Raw genomic sequence first — 18,735 nt, 5'->3', positions numbered from 1 at the left:
AATAGCGCCACCATGCCCAACCCCAGCAACACCCCCAGCGCAGCCGCCGCACGGCCCGACCCGGACGCGCTGGTTGCCCAGCTCAAGGCCGACCAGCAGCAGGCCGCCCGGGGCAAGCTGCGCATCTACTTTGGCTCCAATGCCGGGGTGGGCAAGACCTATGCGATGCTGGCGGCCGCGCAGCGCGAGCGCCAGGCCGGCCGCCAGGTGCTGGTGGGCCTGGTGGAAACCCATGACCGGGCCGAGACCGTGCAGCAGCTGCATGGCCTGGAGCTGCTGCCCCGCCGCATGCTGGCCCACCAGGGCCGCCAGCGCGAGGCTTTTGACCTGGATGCCGCGCTGGCACGCCACCCGCAAGTGCTGCTGCTGGACGAGCTGGCCCACAGCAATGCGCCGGGCTCGCGCCACCCCAAGCGCTGGCAGGATGTGCAGGAGCTGCTCGATGCCGGCATCGACGTCTGGACCACGCTGAATGTCCAGCACCTGGAGAGCCTCAACGATGTAGTGGGCGGCATTGTCGGCATCCAGGTGCATGAGACCGTGCCCGACCATATCTTTGACGATGCCAGCGAGGTCATCGTTGTCGACCTGCCGCCCGAGGAGCTGCTCAAGCGCCTCAAGGCCGGCAAGATCTACCCGCTGGAGCAGGCCGAGCGGGCCTCGCACCATTTCTTCCGCCTGGGCAACCTGCTGGCCCTGCGCGAGCTGGCCTTGCGCCGCACGGCCGACCGGGTCGATGAGGACATGCGCGACTACCGGCGCGAGCGCGCCATCGGCGATGTCTGGCCGACGCGTGAGCGCCTGCTGGTTGCCGTCAGCGGCCAGGCTGGGGACGACGCGCTGGTGCGCCAGGTGGCACGGCTGGCCCGGCGGCTGGAGGCCGACTGGATGGTGGTGTATGTCGATGCACCGGCGCGCCAGCACCGCTCAGCGCAGTCACAGCAGGCCGTGCTCAAAACCCTGGCGCTGGCTGCGCGCTTGGGGGCCGATACCGCCACCATCCCCGGTGCGCAGGTGGCGGCTGCGCTGGTCGACTTTGCGCGTGAGCGCAATGCCAGCCACCTGGTGCTGGCCCGCGTGCCGCCGGCGGCGCGGCGCTGGTGGCCCTGGGCCTCGTCGCGCCTGCCCGAGCAGATTGCCCGGTTGGACCCGGGCCTGGATGTGCTGCTGCTCTCCGTGCCCCGGCCACGCAACCGGCCCGAACCTGCGCCGGCGCGTGAGGCGCCCTGGCCCTGGCGCGGCTACCTGGGCGCCAGCCTGGCCTGCGGCGCTGCCGCGCTGCTGGCGCAGGCGCTGCTGCAGGTGTTTGACCCCGCCAATGTGGTGATGCTGTTTTTGCTGGTGGTCGTGCTGTCGGCCTTGCGCTGGGGCCGGGGGCCGGGCGCCTGGGCGGCGCTGTTGTCGGTGCTGCTGTTTGATTTTTGCTTTGTGCCGCCGCGCAACTCCTTCGGCGTCAATGACACGCAGTACATCTTCACCTTCTGCCTGATGCTGGGCGTTGCGCTGGTTTGCGGCCAGCTGATGGCGCGGCTGCGGCATGAGGCCCGGGTGGCGGCAGAGCGCGAGCGCCGCGCCGGTGCGCTGGCGCGCCTGGCCCGTGATCTGTCGGGCGCACTGACGCAGGCGCAGGTTGTGCAGACGGCGCTGACGACGGTATCGGGGGTGTTCGATGCCCGCACGGGCTTGCTGCTGCCCGATGCGCAAGAGCAGTTGCAGGTAGCGCCCGGCAGCGAGGCGGCGATAGACAGCAGTGTCGGCCGCTGGAGCATGGAGCACAGCCAGATGGCCGGCCGGGGCACGGACACCCTGGCGGCATCGGACGCGCTCTACGTGCCGCTGATGGCGCCGGTGCGGGCGCGCGGCGTGCTGGTGCTGCAGCTGCGCACGCCCGATCGCCTCAAGGTGCCCGAGGAACGCCACCTGCTGGACGCCTGTGCCAGCCAGATCGCGCTGGCGCTGGAGCGGGTGCACTTTGTCGAGGTGGCCCAGCAGACCCAGGTGGCGATGGAGGGCGAGCGCATGCGCAATACCCTGCTGTCGTCGGTATCGCATGACCTGCGCACGCCCCTCACCAGCATCCTGGGCGCTGCCCAGGCGGGCCTGCCCCATGCACCGCCCGGCCCCGCGCAGGACATGCTGGCGCAGATCCGCAACCAGGCCCAGGCCTTGCAGCAGCTGGTGGACAACCTGCTGGCGATGGCCCGGCTGCAGCAGGATGGCGTGCACCTGCAGCGCGCCTGGATCCCCGTCGATGAGCTGGTCGGCAGCGCCTTGCGCCAGTTGGGCGGGCGCCTGGCCGAGCACCCGGTGCAGCTGCAGCTGCCGGCCGATTTGCCGCTGCTGTGGATCGATGCCGCGATGATAGAGCGGGTGCTGGTCAACCTGCTGGACAACGCCAGCAAGTACACGCCCGTGGGCACCGCCGTGCGGGTGACGGCGCAGGTCGAGCGCGAGCAGCTGCTGCTGCGGGTACAGGACAGCGGGCCGGGCCTGCCGGCGCACCTGGCGCCCGAGCAGCTGTTTGCGCCCTTCAGCCGGGGCCATGCCGAATCCAGCATCTCCGGCATTGGCCTGGGGCTGGCGCTGGCGCAGCGCATTGTGCAGGCCCATGGCGGCAGCTTGCATGCCGCTGCGGCCGAGCCCGGGCCGGGGGCCGTGTTCAGCCTGGCGCTGCCGGTGCTGCCTCAGCCGGCGCTGGATTGACCGGAGGGTGCAGCGCCGGGCAGGCGGCGCAGCAGGTAGATATCCATGATCCAGCCATGCTGGTCGCGGGCAGCAGCGCGAGTGGCCACAATGCGCTCGGCCGCCTCGGCCAGCGGGCCATGATCCAGGCACTGCTGGGCCATGCCCAGGTAGGCGCCCCACCAGATGTAGACATCGCGGGCCTGCGCGGCTGGCAGGCTGTTGAAGCTGCACTGGCCGTCCAGCATCACCACCAGCGTGTCCACCCCGGCCGGCCAGCCTTGCTCGCGCAACTGGCGGCCGGTGGTCACGGTAAAGGGCTGGCCAATGTCATTGACGGCGATTGCATGCGCGGCGGTGAGCGCCTGCATCGAGGTGATGCCGGCGATGACCGTGACCTGCACTGGCGCGGGCTGCATGCGCGCAGCGATGCGCAAGGTGCTGTCGTAGAGCGATGGATCGCCCCAGACCAGCAGCGCCACCTGTAGCACGCCGTTATCCGCACGCGGCACCAGGCCGTTCTCCAGCGCCTGCGCAATCGCGGCTTGCCAGCGCAGGGTGATGGTGGCATGCCATTCATCGACCTGGTTCAGGTAGTCATCGCCCTGGCTGCGGCGCTCGGGCATGTCAAAGCCGGCGGTCTGCGGCGCGGGCTGCTGCAGCACGGCGTCGCACAGCGACCGGCGCAGCGCTGCCAGCTCGGCCTTGTCCTCGCCCTTGTGCGGCAGCAGCAGCAGGTCGGCCGCATTCATCGCGGCAATGGCCTGGCGGGTCAGGTGGTCGGGGTTGCCGGTGCCGATGCCGATCAGGCTCAGCGCGACCGGCGGCAAGCTGCTGCTCATGCCTGGCCTTCGCTGTCCGCTGGCGCCGCTGCGAGCGGCCGGTCGGTGGCAGTATCCACCGCCGCCTGCGGCGCCGGAAAGCGCGGCTCGGTGCCCTGGGGCCGGTAGCGGCGGTCGTAGTCGGTGGCGTAAAGGCGGCTCTCGCCAAAGTCCTCGGCGCTGATGCTGCGGCCCACCAGGATGATGGCAGTGCGCTCCATGCTCGTGGCGACGGCCTGGGCCAGTAGGCCCACGGTGGTGCGCACAACGGTTTCATCGGGCCAGCTGGCGCGCCAGACGATGGCAGCCGGGCAGTCCGCGCCATAGTGCGGCAGCAGCTCGCTCTGCACCTTCTCGGCCACATGGATGGACAGGTGGATCGCCAGCACCGCGCCGGTGGCGGCGAAGGCGGCCAGCTGCTCGCCCTCGGGCATGGCGGTGGCGCGGCCGGAGGTGCGCGTCAGCACCACCGATTGGCACAGGCCCGGCAAGGTCAGCTCGGCCCCGAGGGTGGCGGCAGCCGCGGCAAACGAGGGCACGCCCGGCGTCACGCTGTAGGCAATGCCCAGCGCGCGCAGGCGGCGCAGCTGCTCGCCCATGGCCGACCAGACCGACAGATCGCCCGAATGCAGGCGCGCCACATCCTGGCCCTGCGCATCGGCGGCGCGGATTTCTTCAATGATCTCGTCCAGGCTCATCGAGGCGGTGTTGACGATGCGCGCGCCGGGCGGGCAATGGGCCAGCAGCTCGCGCGGGATCAGCGAGCCTGCATAGAGGCAGACAGGGCAACTGGCCATCAGGTCGCGGCCGCGCACGGTGATCAGGTCGGCAGCGCCGGGGCCGGCGCCGATGAAATGCACGGTCATACCGTAACTCCTTGGGTTTGTGGATCAGCCGGGCGCAGGCCCGCTGCCAGACAACAATAGGGGGTGGTGCCGCGCTCGCGCAGTGCGGCGGCCAGGGTGGCGCTGCCATCGCCTGCCACCAGGCGGGCCAGCAGCAAGCGGGGTGCGGGTGCGGCCGCAGACAGGGCCACGGCCTCGGCCACGCTGCCGGTGCCGTAACGCGCCAGCAAACGGGGCGACTGCGTCACCACCGCTTGCGCGGGCAGGGCCTGCTCGGCCACTGCGACTATCGCCACCGCAAACGGCAGTTGCGCGGCCCACTGCTGCAGCGCCGGCCGCTGCTCCTTGCCTTGCAGCACCGCCACGGCGCAAAAATGGGCCAGCGCGGGCTGGTCCTGCCGGGCCTGCAGCCACAGCGCCTGCAGGTCTGCCGCCTGGGCCTGGGCACGCAAACCCATGCCCAGCACCACGCAGCGGTGCGGCGCTGCTGCCGTCATGCCTGCCAGCTCCACTGCACCAGCGGGCGTGCGGCCTTCCAGCTGCGCATGCGGCCCAGCGCGGCGGCGCTGGACAGCTCCAGCTGCAGCAGCTGGCCGCCCAGCTCGCCATGCAGCTGCACCAAGAGCGCCTGGGTTTCCAGGGTCACGGCATTCACCACCAGGCGGCAGCCTGCCGGCATATGCGCCCGCAGCGCGGCAAACAGCGCGGTGTCAAAACCGCCGCCAACAAAGATGGCCTGGGGCGCGGGCAGGTCTTGCAAGGCCTCGGGCGCCAGGCCGTGCACCACCTGCATGCGGGCCTGCAGGCCAAAGCGCTCGGCATTGCGGCGGATATTGGCCACGCGCGCGGCATGCTGCTCAATGCTGATGGCCAGGCCTCCGGCCAGGCACCATTCCACGGCCACCGAGCCCGAGCCGCCGCCGATGTCCCAAAGCCGCTCGCCCGGCCGGGGGGCCAAGGTGGCCAGGGTCAGCGCACGCGCGGGTGCCTTGGTGATCTGGCCATCGTGGGCATACCAGCCGTCCGGCCTGCCGGGCACGGCCGGCAAGGCAGGGCCACCTTGGGCGATCAAGGCCACGGTCACGGGTGCCTGCGCCGGCTCGGCCTGCAACGCAGCGGCGGCCTCATCGGCGCGCAGCATGCGGCGGCGCTCGCGCGGGCCGCCCACGGCCTCCATCACCCACAAGGGGCTCTGGCCCCAGCCTTCCTTGCGCAGCCAATCGGCCAGCTGCCGCACGGCGTCGCCATCGCGCAGCAGGGTGATCAGCTGGCGGCCAGGCGCCAGGCGGGGCAGCAGCTGCGCGATGGGGCTGGCATGCAGGCCCAGGCAGTCGCAGGCTTCCAGCCGCCAGCCCAGGCGGGCGGCAACCAGTGAAAAAGTCGAGGGCTGGGCATGGCAGCGCCACTCATCAGGCTGCAGGTGCGCGGCCAGGCTGCCGCCCACGCCATGCCAGAAGGGGTCTCCCGAGGCCAGCACCACCACCCGGCGGCCGCGTGCGGCCAGCACCGGGGCCACATCAAAAGGCTGGGGCCAGGGGCGGCCACGCGCATCGATGGCGGCCAGCTGCAGATGGCGGGGGCCGCCAAATACCAGCTCGGCCTGGTCCAATGCCAGCTGGGCCGCAGCGCTGAGGCCTGACAATCCATCCTCGTTCAAACCTATCAACGTCAACCAGGGATCAGTCATGACGCATGTTCTCCTGCTGGGCGGCACCAGCGGCGCCAGCGAGTTGGCCCAGGCCCTGCACCAGGCGGGTGTGCGGGCCTGCTTCTCGTATGCCGGGGTCACCCAGCAACCACTGGCCCAGCCACTGCCCACGCGCAGCGGCGGCTTTGGCGGGGCCCAGGGCCTGGCGGACTTTATCCGCGCCCAGGGCATCAGCCATGTGCTGGATGCCACCCATCCCTTTGCTGCGCAGATGAGCCGCAACGCCTGCGCGGCCTGCGAAGCCACCGGCACGCCCTTGCTGGCGCTGGAGCGCGCGCCCTGGCAGGCGCAGCCCGGCGACCGCTGGACCGATGTGGCCAGCATGGCCGATGCCGCCAGCGCGCTGCCCCAGGCGGCGAGCCGGGTGTTTCTGGCCGTGGGGCGCAAACAGCTCGATGCCTTTGCCGCCTACCCGCAGCACCATTACTTGCTGCGCCTGGTCGATGAACCACAGGCCGGCAGCTTGCCGCTGCCCCGGCATACCGTGGTGCTGGGCCGTGGGCCCTTCAGCATGGCGGACGACATGGCCTTGCTGCAGCAGCACGGCATCGCCTGGCTGGTGGCCAAGAATGCCGGCGGCTCGGCCACGCGCGGCAAGATCGATGCCGCCCGTGCGCTGGGCCTGCCGGTGCTGATGGTGCAGCGCCCGGCACTGCCGCTGCGGCCGCGCACCGATAGCGTGGCGGCGGTCATGCATTGGCTCCGTCATGGCGCCTTGCCGTCCACTGCACCGTAGTAGCGTGGCGTATAGGTGTAGCGCCCCACACGGCGGGTGAGGCGATTGCCCACCAGCACGACGGTGCGCATATCGGCCATCTCGGGCTGGGCCTCGGCCAGGCTGCAGACCTGCAGCGATTCCTCCGGTGTGGAGACGGCGCGGGCAAACACCAGCAGGCGCTCGGGCTCGCAATGCGCGCGCAGCAAGGCCAATAGGCGGTTGAAGCCTTCGGGTCGGCTGTGCGAGCGCGGGTTGTAAAAGGCCATCGCAAAATCGGCCTCGGCTGCCAGTTCCACCCGGCGGGCAATCACCGGCCAGGGCTTGAGGTTGTCCGACAGATTGATGCAGCAAAAATCATGGCCCAGCGGCGCGCCTGCGCGGGCGGCTGCCGCCAGCATGGCGGTAACACCGGGCAGCACCTGCACATCCAGCGCCAGCCAGCGTTCGGCCTGCGCGCCTTGTGCGCGCTCCAGCGCTTCAAACACCGCCGATGCCATCGCGAACACGCCCGGATCACCGGAGGAGACCACGACCACCTTCTGGCCTTGGGCTGCCAGTTCCAGCGCCTGCTGGGCGCGTTCCAGCTCCACCCGGTTGTCCGAGGCCAGCCATTGCGGCTGGCGGCTGCCAGCCGGCGCGCTCTGCGCCAGCAAGGCCTGCGCACGCGCCACATAGGGGAAGTAGCCCACAACCGCGTCGGCCGCCCGCAAGGCCTGCAGCACGGCGGGCGTGATCTGGTCCAGGTCGCCAGGGCCCAGGCCGGCAATGGTCAGCTGGCCGTTGCTCACCATGCGGCCTCCGGGCGGCGGCCCTGGCCATGCACCAGCACGATCGCAAAGTAGGGGCAGACCTCGTCGCCGACCTCGCTGAGGCGCGCGACCTGCTGCTGGTCGGTGGTGCCGTTCTGCACCAGCCAGGCGGCATCGGCCCGGCCTGCACGGGCTAGCGCGCGGCGGATGCGCGGCAGGTTGCGGCCCACCTTCATCACCACCAGCGCATCGGCCGTGTCCATGCGGCGCACCAGCTCGTCTTCCGACAGGGTGCCGGTCATTACGCTCAGGACATCGTCGCCCCAGGTGATGGGCTCACCGGTGGCATGCCAGCAGCCCACCATGCCGGGGATGCCAGGCACCACCTGCAGGTCCACGTCGCCGCGCGCACGCAGCCGGGTGTAGAGGTGCATGAAGGAGCCGTAGAGAAACGGGTCGCCCTCGCAGAGCACGACGACCTGTTCCTGCTTGGCCAGCGCGGCCAGGCGCAGGCACCAGTCATCGTAGAACTGGGCGAGCTGCTGCACATAGGCGGGGCTGTCCACCGGAATCTCGGTGGTCACCGGGTACTCCATCGGGTACTCGGTGGCCTGGGGGCTGAGCATGCCTTCGACCAGCTGGCGGGCCTTGCCGGGCCGGCCTTTTTTGCGGAAAAAGGCCACATGGCGGGCGCCGCGCACCAGGCGGTCGGCCTTGATGCTCATCAACTCCGGGTCGCCCGGGCCCAGGCCCACGCAGATGAGGCCCGGGGCGGCCAGGCTGCTCTTATTCAACATGGCTGGCCATGGCATTGACGGCGGCCACGGTCATCGCCGAGCCACCCAGGCGGCCGCGCACAATCATCGACGGCACGGGCAGGTCCTGCATCAGCGCCTGCTTGGATTCAGCCGCGCCAATAAACCCCACCGGGCAGCCGATGATGGCCGCTGGGCGGGGGCAGCTCGGGTCCTGCAGCATATTGAGCAGGTGGAAGAGGGCGGTCGGCGCATTGCCAATCGCCACCACGGCACCAGCCAGGTGCGGGCGCCATAGCTCCAGTGCCGCCGCGCTGCGGGTGTTGTTCATCTTCTGCGCCAGCTCGGCCACGCCGGGTTCATGCAGGGTGCAGATCACCGGGTTGCCTGCGGGCAGGCGCGAGCGGGTAATGCCTTCGCTGACCATGCGCACATCGCAGAGCACGGGGGCGCCAGCCTCCAGCGCGCGCTGGCCGGCGGCCACGACACCGGCGGAGAACTGCACATGCCCGGCCAGCTCCACCATGCCGGCGGCATGGATCATGCGTACCGTTACGCGCTCCTCACCCGGGGTGAAGCGCTGCAGATCGGCCTCGCGGCGAATGGTGGCGAAAGACTGCCGATAGATCTCGGCGCCATTGGTTTCGTAGGTATGAACCATTAGATTTCTTCAAACAACAGCCCGGGATTGTCGCGCAGACTGCGCGCGCTCCAGCGGGAATCGGTGACGGCCCGGGCCAGCGCATGGCGGGCGCGGCCAAACACGGGCTCCTGCTCGCCCGCTTGCGCCACCAAGGTAACGGTGGACGGCAACTGGAGTGCACAGCCCTTCGCGCAGCCCGAGACATGCAGGTGCGCGCCTTCGGGCACATGGGGGGCCAGCGCCAAGGCCAGATCCTGCGTAGGCGCCAGCGCCTGGCGGCAGCCGGGCGCGCCACTGCAGGCCGACACACGCAGGCGGGCATCTTGCGGATCGCGGATCCAGTGCTCGGGGTCGCCCAGGCCTGTAGCCTCCAGCACCGCGCTGTCGGAAGACGCCAGGCCTTCGACCAGCAGCATGCGCCAGGGGGTCAGCCGCAGGCCGCGGATGCCGCTGCGGGCCAGGCGCGCCAATGCATCAGCAGCGACCCGGCCCAGCGGCGCGGCCACCAAAAGGCCCAGGCCGCGCTGCCAGCCCGGGTTTGGGCTGCCATCGGCAGGCAGATAAGGGGGTACTTGGCGCAGGCCTGTGGGCAGGACCAGTGGCGGTAACTCGCCTGGCTGGCGCAGTAGCTGGGGCAAGCGGCCCGGGTGCTCGCCAGCTGCACGCCGTGCGCGGGCCTGGGCGGCGCACCAGCGGGCCAGTACCAGCGCGGCTTGCACGGTGAGGGGTGCGCTGTCCGCCTGCCAGGCGATGGGCTGGCCGGGCACCTGCAGCCGCCAGCCCTGGGTGCCATCGCGCACGATCTTCACATCGGCGGCTACCTCGGCCAGCCCGCCATGGCGGCCACTGGCCAGCGAGAAGCCAAATTTGGCGGGCAGGCCATCCAGCGCGGTATCGGCTACCAGTGCCTGCTGCAAGGCCTCGGCCAATGCCAGCAAACCGTCAGTGGGCTGGCTCAGTGGGTCGATGACCAGGTTGCGCAGTTGCTCCTGGCGCGCGTCCGGGTCCAGCAGGCCTTGGGCGGCCAGCGCACCGAGCAGGCTGCCGTGCTGGTCGGGGGTCACGCCGCGCAGCTGGATATTGGCGCGGCTGGTGAGCTCCAGCAGGCCGGCGCCATGCTGCGCTGCCAGCTCGGCCAAACGCAGCGCCTGCGCGGCCGACAGCCGGCCCAGCGGCGGGCGCACCCGCACCACCAGCCCATCGCCAGAGGCCATGGGCTGCCAGGCACCAGGGCACCAGCCTTGGGTCTGTGGAGGGGGGGAGGGTGGAGCGGCAAACATGGGGCAGGCGGCAGTGCAGCGGCAGTGCCAGGGTGCTGAAGTGTAGCGAAGTGCTCGCTTCCTCTCGGTACGCAGGCGCAAACCACCCTGGTTTTTTGTCACAATCGGGCGCATGACGCTAGCAGCCCCCCGCATCCTCCTGGTGGACGACGATCCCAATATCCGCCGCTTTGTGCGGCTGGCCATGGAGGACGAAGGCTGGCAGGTCTTTGAAGCCGACAGCGCCCGGCGCGGCCTGATCGAAGCGGCCAGCCGGCAGCCCGATGCGCTGGTGCTGGACCTGGGCCTGCCCGATGCCGATGGCAAGACCTTGATCACCGAGCTGCGCGGCTGGAGCGGGCTGCCGGTGCTGGTGCTCTCGGCCCGCGACCAGGAAGAGGAAAAGGTGGCTGCACTGGATGCCGGTGCCGACGACTACCTGAGCAAGCCCTTTGGCGTGCCCGAGTTGCTGGCGCGGCTGCGCGTGATGCTGCGCCGGGGCCAGCGCAGCGGGGGCGACAAGCCCGGCAGCACGGCGCGTTTTGGCGATGTGGAGGTAGACCTGGCCACGCATGAGGTGCGCCAGGCGGGCGCCGCCGTGCACCTGACCCCTATCGAGTTCCGGCTGCTGGCGGCCCTGATTGCCGGCCAGGGCCGGGTGCTGACGCATCGCCAGCTGCTGCTGCAGGTATGGGGGCCGGAGTACCTGGACCGGCCGCACTACCTGCGCGTGCACATGGCCAACCTGCGCCAGAAGATCGAGGCCGAGCCGGCCCAGCCCCGGCATCTGCTCACCGAGCTGCAAGTGGGCTACCGCCTGGTGGGGTTACAGGGCTGATGCCCTTATAATCGCACTCCATCCGAGGAGCGTTGCAGCGTTTCCCAGTCTGGCCAGGCGCCAGACCACCACGGGGCGTGAGGCTCGGATTTCATCTCGCAACGACGCTCACCCACGCTTTCTGTGCGGTGAGATGGTCTTTCCCCTTCTTCCGCGGAACGTGGTTTTTCATTCAATTTTTGGAGAAAACCATGAACGCTGCTGTTCGCTTCAATCCCGCTGACTCTGCGATTACCGACATTTCCCTGGCCGCTTGGGGCCGCAAGGAAATCAAGATCGCCGAAACCGAAATGCCTGGCCTGATGGCCGTGCGTGAAGAGTTCGCTGCTGCCCAGCCCCTCAAGGGCGCGCGCATCACCGGCTCGCTGCACATGACCATCCAGACCGCCGTGCTGATCGAGACGCTGACGGCGCTGGGCGCCCAAGTGCGCTGGGCCTCGTGCAACATCTTCTCGACCCAGGACCACGCCGCTGCCGCCATCGCCGAAACCGGCGTGCCCGTGTACGCGATCAAGGGCGAGTCGCTCAAGGACTACTGGGACTACACCCACGCGATCTTTGAATTCGGCGCCAAGGACACTGAAGGCGAAGGCCCGAACATGATCCTGGACGACGGCGGAGATGCCACCATGCTGATGCACCTGGGCAAGAAGGCCGAGAAGGACATCTCCGTGCTGGCCAACCCCGGCAGCGAAGAAGAGAAGATCGTGTTTGCTGCGATCAAGGCCAAGCTGGCCGTCGATCCAACCTGGTACAGCCGCAAGTCGGCCCAGATCCTGGGCGTGACCGAAGAGACCACCACCGGCGTGCACCGCCTGAACGAGATGTCGGCCAACGGCTCGCTGCTGTTCCGCGCGATCAACGTCAACGACTCGGTGACCAAGTCCAAGTTCGACAACCTCTACGGCTGCCGCGAATCGCTGGTGGACGGCATCAAGCGCGCGACCGATGTGATGATCGCCGGCAAGGTGGCCGTGGTTGCTGGCTACGGTGACGTGGGCAAGGGCTGCGCCCAGGCGCTGACCGCCCTGCGCGCACAAGTCTGGGTGACCGAGATCGACCCGATCAACGCCCTGCAAGCCGCGATGGAAGGCTACAAGGTCGTGACCATGGAGTACGCCGCTGACAAGTGCGACATCTTCGTGACCACTACCGGCAACAAGGACATCATCCGCCACGAGCACATGGTCGCGATGAAGGACGAGGCCATCGTCTGCAACATCGGTCACTTCGACAACGAAATCGATGTCGCATCGATCGAGAAGTACGAGTGGGAAGAGATCAAGCCGCAAGTCGACCACATCACCTTCCCCGATGGCAAGAAGATCATCCTGCTGGCCAAGGGCCGCCTGGTGAACCTGGGTTGCGCCACCGGCCACCCCAGCTTTGTGATGTCCAACTCCTTTGCCAACCAGACCCTGGCGCAGATCGAGCTGTTCACCCGCCCCGACGCCTACGAAGTGGGCAAGGTCTATGTGCTGCCCAAGGTGCTGGACGAGAAGGTCGCACGCCTGCACCTGAAGAAGGTTGGCGCCCAGCTGACCGAGCTGACCCAGGCGCAAGCGGACTACATCGGCGTGAAGAAGGAAGGCCCTTACAAGCCCGAAACCTACCGCTACTAAGCCAGGAGCCGCTAATACGGCCCCTGATACGTCGTTGCTTCGCCTTGTCGTACGCTTGTACTGCCTGCGGCTTTGCGCCTCGTCTCATGGGCCGTCTTAGCGCCTCTGGGTCAGCGCTAGGTGACACTCTTCGGTGCCGCCTGGCGCTGCAGCCCTGTTGGGCATTTGTTGTGAAGACGGGCTGCTCCGCCTGGCGGGCCAGCCGGTCGTTTTGATTGAAGGAACGCGCATGCGCGCAGATGTGTTTTTGGTGGAAACGGGCCTGGCGTCGACCCGCTCGCAGGCGCAGCGCCTGATTGCTGCGGGTGTGCAGTGGCGCACCACCTCGCTGGCCCCCTGGATCAAGGTGGCCAAGAACGGTGACGAGATTCCAGCAGGCGCCGATGTGGAGCTGCTCGATGACTCGGAAGCCAAGTACATCTCGCGCGGCGGCCTCAAGCTGGAAGGCGCCTTGGCGGCGACCGGCCTGGTGGTCAAGGACCTGCGCTGCCTGGACGTGGGCCAGAGCACCGGTGGCTTTACCGACTGCCTGCTGCAGGCGGGTGCCCGGCAGGTGATCGGTGTCGATGTGGGCACGGGCCAGTTGCACGAGCGCCTGCGCGCCGATGAGCGTGTGGTCTGTGTCGAGGGCTTCAATGCCCGCGCGCTGACGCCTGAATCGCTGGAAGCGGCCTGCGATCTGGCCTTGACCGAGATCGTGCTGGAAGAAGAGGACAACGACACCCAGCCGGTGGCCCCTTATGCCTGGATGCGCAATGGCGGCCAGGTCGATGAGGAATACGACGACAGCCAGGACGCCAAAGAGCAGGAGATCGAGGACTTCAAGGCTGAGCGCAGTGCCAAGCAGCGCGCCAAGGCGGAGGGCACGGCCCCCGTCGAGCGCCGCCGCCGCGCCGGCACCGAGAACATCGATATCCGCCCCGAGTTTGACTTTGTCACCGGCGATCTGTCCTTCATCTCGCTGACCCTGGTGCTGCCAGCGGTGGTCAGCGTGCTCAAGCCCGGCGGCCAGCTGCTGATGCTGGTCAAGCCCCAGTTCGAGTTGCAGCCCGGCCAGATTGGCAAGGGCGGCATTGTGCGCGACAAGGCCTTGTATGCCGAGGTGGAACAGCGCATCCGCGCCTGCCTCGCCGAGCTGGGCCTGGAGGTCAAGCAATGGATGGATTCGGCCATCGATGGCGGCGACGGCAACCATGAGTTCTTTGTGCATGCCCAGCAAGGCGCGGTCATCAAGGCGCCCGTGCCTGCAGCAGCCGATGCCGGTGCGGACGCCCCGGCAGCGCCTGCGAAAAAGGCCGCTGCCAAGCGCCCATCGCGTGCCGATATGCGTGCCAAGCGTGATCTGCAGGAGCTGTATGTGGACCCGGAAGCGGCCAGTTTTGGCCAGCCGGGGCCCGCGCGCTCGAAGCAGAAAAAGCGCAACGAACGTTGAGAGTCACTCATACAGCCCTTGATACGTCGTTGCCTCGCCTTGTCGTACTACGGTACTGCCTGCGGCGAGGCGCCTAGTCGGGGACGCCAAGTCTCAACCGCAAACCTTCGGTTTGCTGGGCTGTATGAGCGCCTCTTTCATTGATGACTCTGGAGACGCTGATGTCTTTTCCGATCAGTTTTGAATTTTTTCCGCCCAAGACGCCCGAAGGCGCTGACAAGCTGCGCGTCGTGCGCCAGGCGCTGTATGCGCGCAAGCCCCAGTTTTGCTCGGTAACTTATGGCGCGGGCGGCTCCACGCAAGAGGGTACTTTTGGCGTGGTCAAGGCCATCCTCGACGAGGGCGTGGATGCGGCATCGCATTTCTCGTGCGTGGGTGCCACCAAACAAACGGTGCGCGCGCAACTGCAGCAGCTCAAGGACATGGGCGTCAAGCGCCTGGTGGCATTGCGCGGCGACCTGCCCAGCGGCTACGGTCTGGGTGGTGAGTTCCACTACGCCAGCGATCTGGTGACGTTTATCCGCGACGAATTCGGCCCGCATTTCCACATCGAAGTGGCTGCCTATCCGGAGATGCATCCGCAAGCGCGCAGCCCGGAAGCGGACCTGCAGGCCTTTCTGGCCAAGGTGAAAGCCGGGGCAGATTCAGCCATCACGCAGTACTTCTTCAACGCGGATGCCTTTTGCAGATTTCAAGAAGATTTACAAAAACGCGGTGTGGACCTGCCGGTCATCCCGGGTATTATGCCGATCACCGGATCGACGCAGCTGATGCGCTTTTCGGATGCCTGCGGTGCCGAGATCCCGCGCTGGATTCGTCTGCGACTGCAAGGCTATGGAGATGATGTTGCCAGCATCCGTGCCTTTGGCCTGGATGTGGTGACCCAGATGTGCGAGGACCTGCGCCGCCGTGGTGCCGTCGGTCTGCACTTCTACACCATGAACCAAAGCGCAGCCACACTGGCGATCTGCGACCGGCTGGGGCTGTAACCAACAGCGCTGTGGTCTTGCAGCGCGGTGGCCCCGAATGTGCCGAACGCGGAAAGACCAGGAGTTGCTGTTGCCCTCATCCACACGATCGCGATGCCGAGGCTGGCTGGCCGCTGTCAGCCTGGCCGCGCTCGCGGGTGGCTGCGTGCATGTGCCCAGCGATACGGAGGGGATGGAGCCGGCGCCAACCAGCGGTGAGAACCAGCCATTGGCGGAGCCCAAAGCACTTCCAGCGCCACCAGAACGCTCAGCGGCAGAGACTGCGATTACGTCGACGGCCCCAGAAGAGCTGGCCGCGCTGTCCGGTGAGCGCCGTGGCCTGGGCCTGGTGCTGCCGCCGTCGGCGCCGCTCAGCAGCATCGATGGGCTGTCCCGCCCCTGGGATGTGCCCGATATTCCACCCGCCCTCAAGCAAGACCCTTACCGCTCTGCCGACCAGCAAGGCATGGCCTCCTGGTATGGCGGCCAGTTCCATGGCCGTAAAACGGCCAATGGCGAGCGCTTTGACAAAGAGGGCCTGACGGCAGCACACAAGACCCTGCCTTTTGGCACCCAGGTCTGTGTGCGCAGCATGGTCACCGGCAAGGCGGTGGTGGTGCGCATCAATGACCGGGGCCCCTATGCCGGCGACCGCATCATCGACCTGAGCCAGGGCGCTGCCCAGGAGCTGGGCATGCTGGGCCTGGGCATCAAGCCGGTGGAGCTGTGGACCCTGGATGACGATGACGACGACTGCCCATCGTTTGTGCTGGCCGGGCGGCGCGGCAGCGGTGCGTTGGCCGGTAATGGTGCGCGCGGCCAGCCGGCAGCCAAGGCGGCGGTGCAGCACCGTGGCCGTGTGCAGGCCGTGGTACCGGCCAACAAGGCCCGGGCCAAGCCTGCCAAGGCAGCGCCTGCACGGCGCAAAAAGTAAAACCTCAGCACACAGCAACAAAAAACGCAGGCCCATCCGATGGATGGCCTGCGTTTTGCGATGGCGGGTGGCCGGGCTGGCAGTGCTTACTTGCCGCCGCTCTCCAGCACATAGCCGGCATTGCTGTCTTGCTGCAGCAGCTCGGCCATCTGGGGCAGGGCGGTCTTGAGCTGGTCCTTCAGGGTGAAGGGTGGGTTGATCAGGAACATGCCGCTGGCGGGCAGGCCGGGGCGCTTTTCCTCACCCTGGCGCATGGCGGTGGTGATCTTGCTGTTCTTGACCGTCAGCTCGGCATTGAGCCAGCTCTTGCCAAACTTGTTGGCCAGGGTCTTGAGGCGGCGCGGCAGGTCATGGGCTTCCTGGCGCGGAATGATCGGGTACCAGACCGCATAGGTGCCAGTGGGGAAGCGCTGCATGCTGTCGGCCACCATGTCGAGCACACGGCCGTAGTCGGTCTTCATCTCGTAGCTGGGGTCGCAGAGCAAAAAGGCGCGGCGCGATGGCGGGGGCAGAAACTTCTTCACGCCCTCAAAACCGTCTTCCAGCAGCACCTGGACCTGGCGGCCGGCCTTCAGCTGCGCGATGTTGCCGCTCAGCGAACGGCAGTCGGTGGGGTGCAGCTCGAACAGCTTGAGCTTGTCGCGGTCGCCCAGCAGGCGCTGCGCGATGAAGGGCGAGCCCGGGTAGACCTTGTAGGTGTTGCTGGTGTTGAAGGCTTTGACCATGTCCACATAGTCCTGCAGCATGGGGCACAAGTCCTTGGCACCTTCGAGGCGGCGAATGCCTTCATCGGCCTCGGCACTGGTCGTCGCGTAGTCGCCGTCCAGGCGGTACAGGCCCGCCCCGGCATGGGTGTCCAGCGCAACCAATGCCGCCTCTTTTTGCGTCATGTATTGCAGGGAGGCAATCAGGATGGTGTGCTTGAGCACATCGGCGTGATTGCCGGCATGGAAGGCGTGGCGGTAACTGAACATAGGGCGCCAATGGTAGCGATATGCGCCGTGCTACGGCGCCAAAGGGGCATGCGGCAGCTGCTAAAGGCCCCAAAAACATGGAAAAAATGCCGGAATCGAACCCGTTTGCGGGATGTAAGGAGGCACTTTACGTCTTACGGAAAAACTTTTATAATGGAGAGCTTCGCAGCGATTTTTATGAATCCCGCGGCGAAGACTTTGCATGCAGTGCCCAGGCACTGCATGTGAGGGAGTACCGCCTAAGAGGCTTCCTGCGTGACGAGAGTTGCGTCTAGAAGAAGCACCGACCGCGGAAAAGGATTCGCCAAACCCTCTATTGAAAGAGAAAACTCATGTCTACATTCAGCGCAAAACCCGCTGAGGTGCAACACGAGTGGTTTGTGATTGACGCCACCGATAAGGTGCTCGGACGTGTCGCCAGCGAAGTGGCACTCCGTCTGCGCGGCAAACACAAAGCCATTTACACACCTCACGTTGATACCGGTGACTACATCGTCATCATCAACGCCTCCAAGCTCAAGGTCACTGGTACCAAGAACACGGACAAGGTGTACTACCGTCATTCGGGCTTCCCCGGCGGCATCACTGCCACCAACTTCCGCGACCTGCAAGCCAAGTTCCCTGGCCGTGCGCTCGAGAAGGCTGTCAAGGGCATGCTGCCCAAGGGTCCTCTGGGCTACGCCATGATCAAGAAGCTGAAGGTCTACGGTGGTGATGAGCATCCTCACACCGCCCAACAGCCTAAAGTGCTGGAAATCTAAGGAGTCCCGAGATGATTGGTGATTGGAACAATGGCACCGGCCGTCGCAAATCCAGCGTCGCCCGTGTGTTTCTGAAGAAGGGCTCCGGCAAGATTGTTGTGAATGGCAAGGACATTCAACAATATTTCGGCCGCGAAACCTCGATCATGATTGCAAAGCAGCCCCTGGTGCTGACCGGCAATGTCGAAACCTTCGACATCCAGGTCAACGTGCACGGCGGCGGTGAATCCGGCCAAGCCGGTGCAACCCGCCACGGCATCACCCGCGCTCTGATCGATTACGACGCAGCACTGAAGTCGCAACTGAGCCAAGCTGGCTTCGTGACCCGTGACGCACGTGAAGTCGAGCGTAAGAAGGTCGGTCTGCACTCTGCACGCCGCGCAAAGCAGTTCTCCAAGCGTTAATTGCTGGCTACTTGCCAAGAACCGCCCCTCGGGGCGGTTTTTTTATGGCAGATGAGACCGTCAACACGTTCTGGGAATCGATCGGGGTATTCCCACACTGCAATTGGCGTCACCCGGCGGGCGGGCTGCGTGAAGGTGGCGATTGGAGTACCATTCTTTGCAGTACATCAAATAAGACAGGAGTCGTCTCCCATGAGCGAAGTTGCAGAAAACACCATGACGGAAATGCCCACCCCGATTGTCTTTACCGACAGCGCTGCGGCCAAGGTGGCCGATCTGATTGCCGAGGAAGGCAATCCGGATCTGAAGCTGCGCGTGTTCGTGCAAGGCGGCGGCTGCTCGGGCTTCCAGTATGGCTTTACCTTTGACGAGATTGCCAATGATGACGACACGACCATGACCAAGAATGGCGTGTCGCTGCTGATCGATGCGATGAGCTACCAGTACCTGCTGGGCGCCGAGATCGATTACAAGGAAGACCTGCAGGGCGCACAGTTCGTGATCAAGAACCCGAACGCCACGACCACCTGCGGTTGCGGATCGAGCTTCTCGGTATAAGCCGCGCAGCCCGTGATGGAAGGCATGGCTCTGCTGCTTGCCCTCTGCTCCATCCCCTTGCCAC

General features: G+C 66.9%; 19 protein-coding genes and 1 riboswitch. Of the genes, 10 read left to right on the top strand and 9 right to left on the bottom strand.

Going from position 1 to position 18,735, the window contains the following annotated elements:
- Positions 1-12 precede the first annotated feature (12 nt).
- Positions 13-2,703 (top strand): sensor histidine kinase, encoded by a 2,691-nt coding sequence (locus tag LPW39_RS21985; RefSeq protein WP_230780483.1) that lies wholly within the window; start codon positions 13-15, stop codon positions 2,701-2,703.
- Here the strand turns inward: LPW39_RS21985 and cobF are convergent.
- From cobF to cbiE, 4 genes are read right to left on the bottom strand one after another with little or no spacing between them, the layout of a single operon-like run.
- Complete coding sequence (gene cobF / locus LPW39_RS21980; RefSeq protein ID WP_230780480.1) at positions 2,685-3,524, bottom strand: precorrin-6A synthase (deacetylating); 840 nt, start codon at positions 3,522-3,524, stop codon at positions 2,685-2,687. The genes LPW39_RS21985 and cobF overlap by 19 nt on opposite strands.
- A complete protein-coding gene (gene cobM / locus LPW39_RS21975) occupies positions 3,521-4,369 on the bottom strand; it encodes a precorrin-4 C(11)-methyltransferase (protein WP_230780477.1) in 849 nt (282 codons plus the stop codon). Before cobM ends, cobF begins: the two co-directional genes overlap by 4 nt.
- Positions 4,366-4,845 (bottom strand): cobalamin biosynthesis protein, encoded by a 480-nt coding sequence (locus LPW39_RS21970; protein WP_230780473.1) that lies wholly within the window; start codon positions 4,843-4,845, stop codon positions 4,366-4,368. Before LPW39_RS21970 ends, cobM begins: the two co-directional genes overlap by 4 nt.
- Positions 4,842-6,035: a precorrin-6y C5,15-methyltransferase (decarboxylating) subunit CbiE gene (gene cbiE, locus LPW39_RS21965; protein WP_230780457.1), complete on the bottom strand. Its 1,194-nt coding sequence runs from the start codon at positions 6,033-6,035 to the stop codon at positions 4,842-4,844. The genes LPW39_RS21970 and cbiE overlap by 4 nt, the downstream gene beginning before the upstream one ends.
- Here cbiE and LPW39_RS21960 point away from each other — a divergent pair.
- Positions 6,034-6,792, top strand: a complete 759-nt coding sequence (locus LPW39_RS21960; protein ID WP_230780454.1) for a cobalt-precorrin-6A reductase — start codon at positions 6,034-6,036, stop codon at positions 6,790-6,792. The genes cbiE and LPW39_RS21960 overlap by 2 nt on opposite strands.
- Here the strand turns inward: LPW39_RS21960 and cobJ are convergent.
- From cobJ to cobG, 4 genes are read right to left on the bottom strand one after another with little or no spacing between them, the layout of a single operon-like run.
- A complete protein-coding gene (cobJ, locus tag LPW39_RS21955; RefSeq protein ID WP_230780450.1) occupies positions 6,762-7,565 on the bottom strand; it encodes a precorrin-3B C(17)-methyltransferase in 804 nt (267 codons plus the stop codon). The two genes, LPW39_RS21960 and cobJ, sit on opposite strands and share 31 nt — an antisense overlap.
- The gene (gene cobI / locus LPW39_RS21950; protein ID WP_230780447.1) at positions 7,559-8,320 is read right to left on the bottom strand and encodes a precorrin-2 C(20)-methyltransferase; all 762 of its coding nucleotides are present in this window, start codon (positions 8,318-8,320) and stop codon (positions 7,559-7,561) included. The genes cobJ and cobI overlap by 7 nt, the downstream gene beginning before the upstream one ends.
- Positions 8,310-8,939, bottom strand: coding sequence for a precorrin-8X methylmutase (locus LPW39_RS21945; protein WP_230780444.1), 630 nt, complete (start codon positions 8,937-8,939; stop codon positions 8,310-8,312). The genes cobI and LPW39_RS21945 overlap by 11 nt, the downstream gene beginning before the upstream one ends.
- The gene (gene cobG, locus LPW39_RS21940) at positions 8,939-10,201 is read right to left on the bottom strand and encodes a precorrin-3B synthase (RefSeq protein WP_269075921.1); all 1,263 of its coding nucleotides are present in this window, start codon (positions 10,199-10,201) and stop codon (positions 8,939-8,941) included. The genes LPW39_RS21945 and cobG overlap by 1 nt, the downstream gene beginning before the upstream one ends.
- 112 nt (positions 10,202-10,313) lie before the next feature.
- On the opposite strand from cobG, the gene LPW39_RS21935 reads away from it, so the two are divergent.
- The 5 genes from LPW39_RS21935 to LPW39_RS21915 all read left to right on the top strand — a co-directional run bounded on the left by LPW39_RS21935 (position 10,314) and on the right by LPW39_RS21915 (position 15,974).
- A complete protein-coding gene (locus tag LPW39_RS21935; protein ID WP_230780438.1) occupies positions 10,314-11,018 on the top strand; it encodes a response regulator in 705 nt (234 codons plus the stop codon).
- A gap of 18 nt (positions 11,019-11,036) precedes the next feature.
- Positions 11,037-11,135: riboswitch (S-adenosyl-L-homocysteine riboswitch) on the top strand.
- Between the two features lie 74 nt (positions 11,136-11,209).
- Complete coding sequence (gene ahcY / locus LPW39_RS21930; protein ID WP_230780424.1) at positions 11,210-12,640, top strand: adenosylhomocysteinase; 1,431 nt, start codon at positions 11,210-11,212, stop codon at positions 12,638-12,640.
- Positions 12,641-12,869: 229 nt separating this feature from the next.
- Positions 12,870-14,072, top strand: a complete 1,203-nt coding sequence (locus LPW39_RS21925; RefSeq protein ID WP_230780421.1) for a TlyA family RNA methyltransferase — start codon at positions 12,870-12,872, stop codon at positions 14,070-14,072.
- A 161-nt stretch (positions 14,073-14,233) separates the two neighbouring features.
- The gene (metF, locus tag LPW39_RS21920; protein WP_230780418.1) at positions 14,234-15,061 is read left to right on the top strand and encodes a methylenetetrahydrofolate reductase [NAD(P)H]; all 828 of its coding nucleotides are present in this window, start codon (positions 14,234-14,236) and stop codon (positions 15,059-15,061) included.
- Positions 15,062-15,131: 70 nt separating this feature from the next.
- On the top strand, positions 15,132-15,974 hold the full coding sequence (locus tag LPW39_RS21915) for a septal ring lytic transglycosylase RlpA family protein (protein ID WP_230780416.1): 843 nt from the start codon (positions 15,132-15,134) through the stop codon (positions 15,972-15,974).
- 86 nt (positions 15,975-16,060) lie between these two features.
- On the opposite strand, the gene LPW39_RS21910 is transcribed toward LPW39_RS21915, so the two are convergent.
- Entirely contained in the window at positions 16,061-16,948 is an 888-nt protein-coding gene (locus LPW39_RS21910) for a 23S rRNA (adenine(2030)-N(6))-methyltransferase RlmJ (protein ID WP_230780414.1), read from the bottom strand.
- 332 nt (positions 16,949-17,280) lie between these two features.
- Here LPW39_RS21910 and rplM point away from each other — a divergent pair, with 332 nt between their 5' ends.
- From rplM to erpA, 3 genes are all read left to right on the top strand, one after another.
- The gene (rplM, locus tag LPW39_RS21905; protein WP_230780412.1) at positions 17,281-17,709 is read left to right on the top strand and encodes a 50S ribosomal protein L13; all 429 of its coding nucleotides are present in this window, start codon (positions 17,281-17,283) and stop codon (positions 17,707-17,709) included.
- Between the two features lie 11 nt (positions 17,710-17,720).
- Positions 17,721-18,113: a 30S ribosomal protein S9 gene (gene rpsI / locus LPW39_RS21900; RefSeq protein ID WP_021026900.1), complete on the top strand. Its 393-nt coding sequence runs from the start codon at positions 17,721-17,723 to the stop codon at positions 18,111-18,113.
- 192 nt (positions 18,114-18,305) lie between these two features.
- Positions 18,306-18,671 carry an iron-sulfur cluster insertion protein ErpA gene (erpA, locus tag LPW39_RS21895; protein ID WP_021026899.1) on the top strand — a complete coding sequence of 122 codons (366 nt, stop codon included), beginning with the start codon at positions 18,306-18,308 and terminating at the stop codon, positions 18,669-18,671.
- Positions 18,672-18,735: the final 64 nt, after the last annotated feature.

It is taken from the genome of Comamonas koreensis (assembly GCF_021026195.1).
GTDB classification, from domain to species: domain Bacteria; phylum Pseudomonadota; class Gammaproteobacteria; order Burkholderiales; family Burkholderiaceae_C; genus Comamonas; species Comamonas koreensis.
Note: the sequence above shows the minus strand (reverse complement) of the source record. Positions and strands in the feature narration are given on the sequence as shown.

Coding starts and splice junctions, on each gene's coding strand:
- erpA (WP_021026899.1), top strand. CDS start 18,306: ATGAGCGAAGTTGCAGAAAACACCATGACGGAAATGCCCACCCCGATT.
- rpsI (WP_021026900.1), top strand. CDS start 17,721: ATGATTGGTGATTGGAACAATGGCACCGGCCGTCGCAAATCCAGCGTC.
- ahcY (WP_230780424.1), top strand. CDS start 11,210: ATGAACGCTGCTGTTCGCTTCAATCCCGCTGACTCTGCGATTACCGAC.
- LPW39_RS21985 (WP_230780483.1), top strand. CDS start 13: ATGCCCAACCCCAGCAACACCCCCAGCGCAGCCGCCGCACGGCCCGAC.
- cobG (WP_269075921.1), bottom strand. CDS start 10,201: ATGTTTGCCGCTCCACCCTCCCCCCCTCCACAGACCCAAGGCTGGTGC.
- cbiE (WP_230780457.1), bottom strand. CDS start 6,035: ATGACTGATCCCTGGTTGACGTTGATAGGTTTGAACGAGGATGGATTG.
- LPW39_RS21935 (WP_230780438.1), top strand. CDS start 10,314: ATGACGCTAGCAGCCCCCCGCATCCTCCTGGTGGACGACGATCCCAAT.
- metF (WP_230780418.1), top strand. CDS start 14,234: ATGTCTTTTCCGATCAGTTTTGAATTTTTTCCGCCCAAGACGCCCGAA.
- LPW39_RS21970 (WP_230780473.1), bottom strand. CDS start 4,845: ATGACGGCAGCAGCGCCGCACCGCTGCGTGGTGCTGGGCATGGGTTTG.
- LPW39_RS21945 (WP_230780444.1), bottom strand. CDS start 8,939: ATGGTTCATACCTACGAAACCAATGGCGCCGAGATCTATCGGCAGTCT.
- cobM (WP_230780477.1), bottom strand. CDS start 4,369: ATGACCGTGCATTTCATCGGCGCCGGCCCCGGCGCTGCCGACCTGATC.
- rplM (WP_230780412.1), top strand. CDS start 17,281: ATGTCTACATTCAGCGCAAAACCCGCTGAGGTGCAACACGAGTGGTTT.
- cobI (WP_230780447.1), bottom strand. CDS start 8,320: ATGTTGAATAAGAGCAGCCTGGCCGCCCCGGGCCTCATCTGCGTGGGC.
- LPW39_RS21960 (WP_230780454.1), top strand. CDS start 6,034: ATGACGCATGTTCTCCTGCTGGGCGGCACCAGCGGCGCCAGCGAGTTG.
- cobF (WP_230780480.1), bottom strand. CDS start 3,524: ATGAGCAGCAGCTTGCCGCCGGTCGCGCTGAGCCTGATCGGCATCGGC.
- LPW39_RS21910 (WP_230780414.1), bottom strand. CDS start 16,948: ATGTTCAGTTACCGCCACGCCTTCCATGCCGGCAATCACGCCGATGTG.
- cobJ (WP_230780450.1), bottom strand. CDS start 7,565: ATGGTGAGCAACGGCCAGCTGACCATTGCCGGCCTGGGCCCTGGCGAC.
- LPW39_RS21925 (WP_230780421.1), top strand. CDS start 12,870: ATGCGCGCAGATGTGTTTTTGGTGGAAACGGGCCTGGCGTCGACCCGC.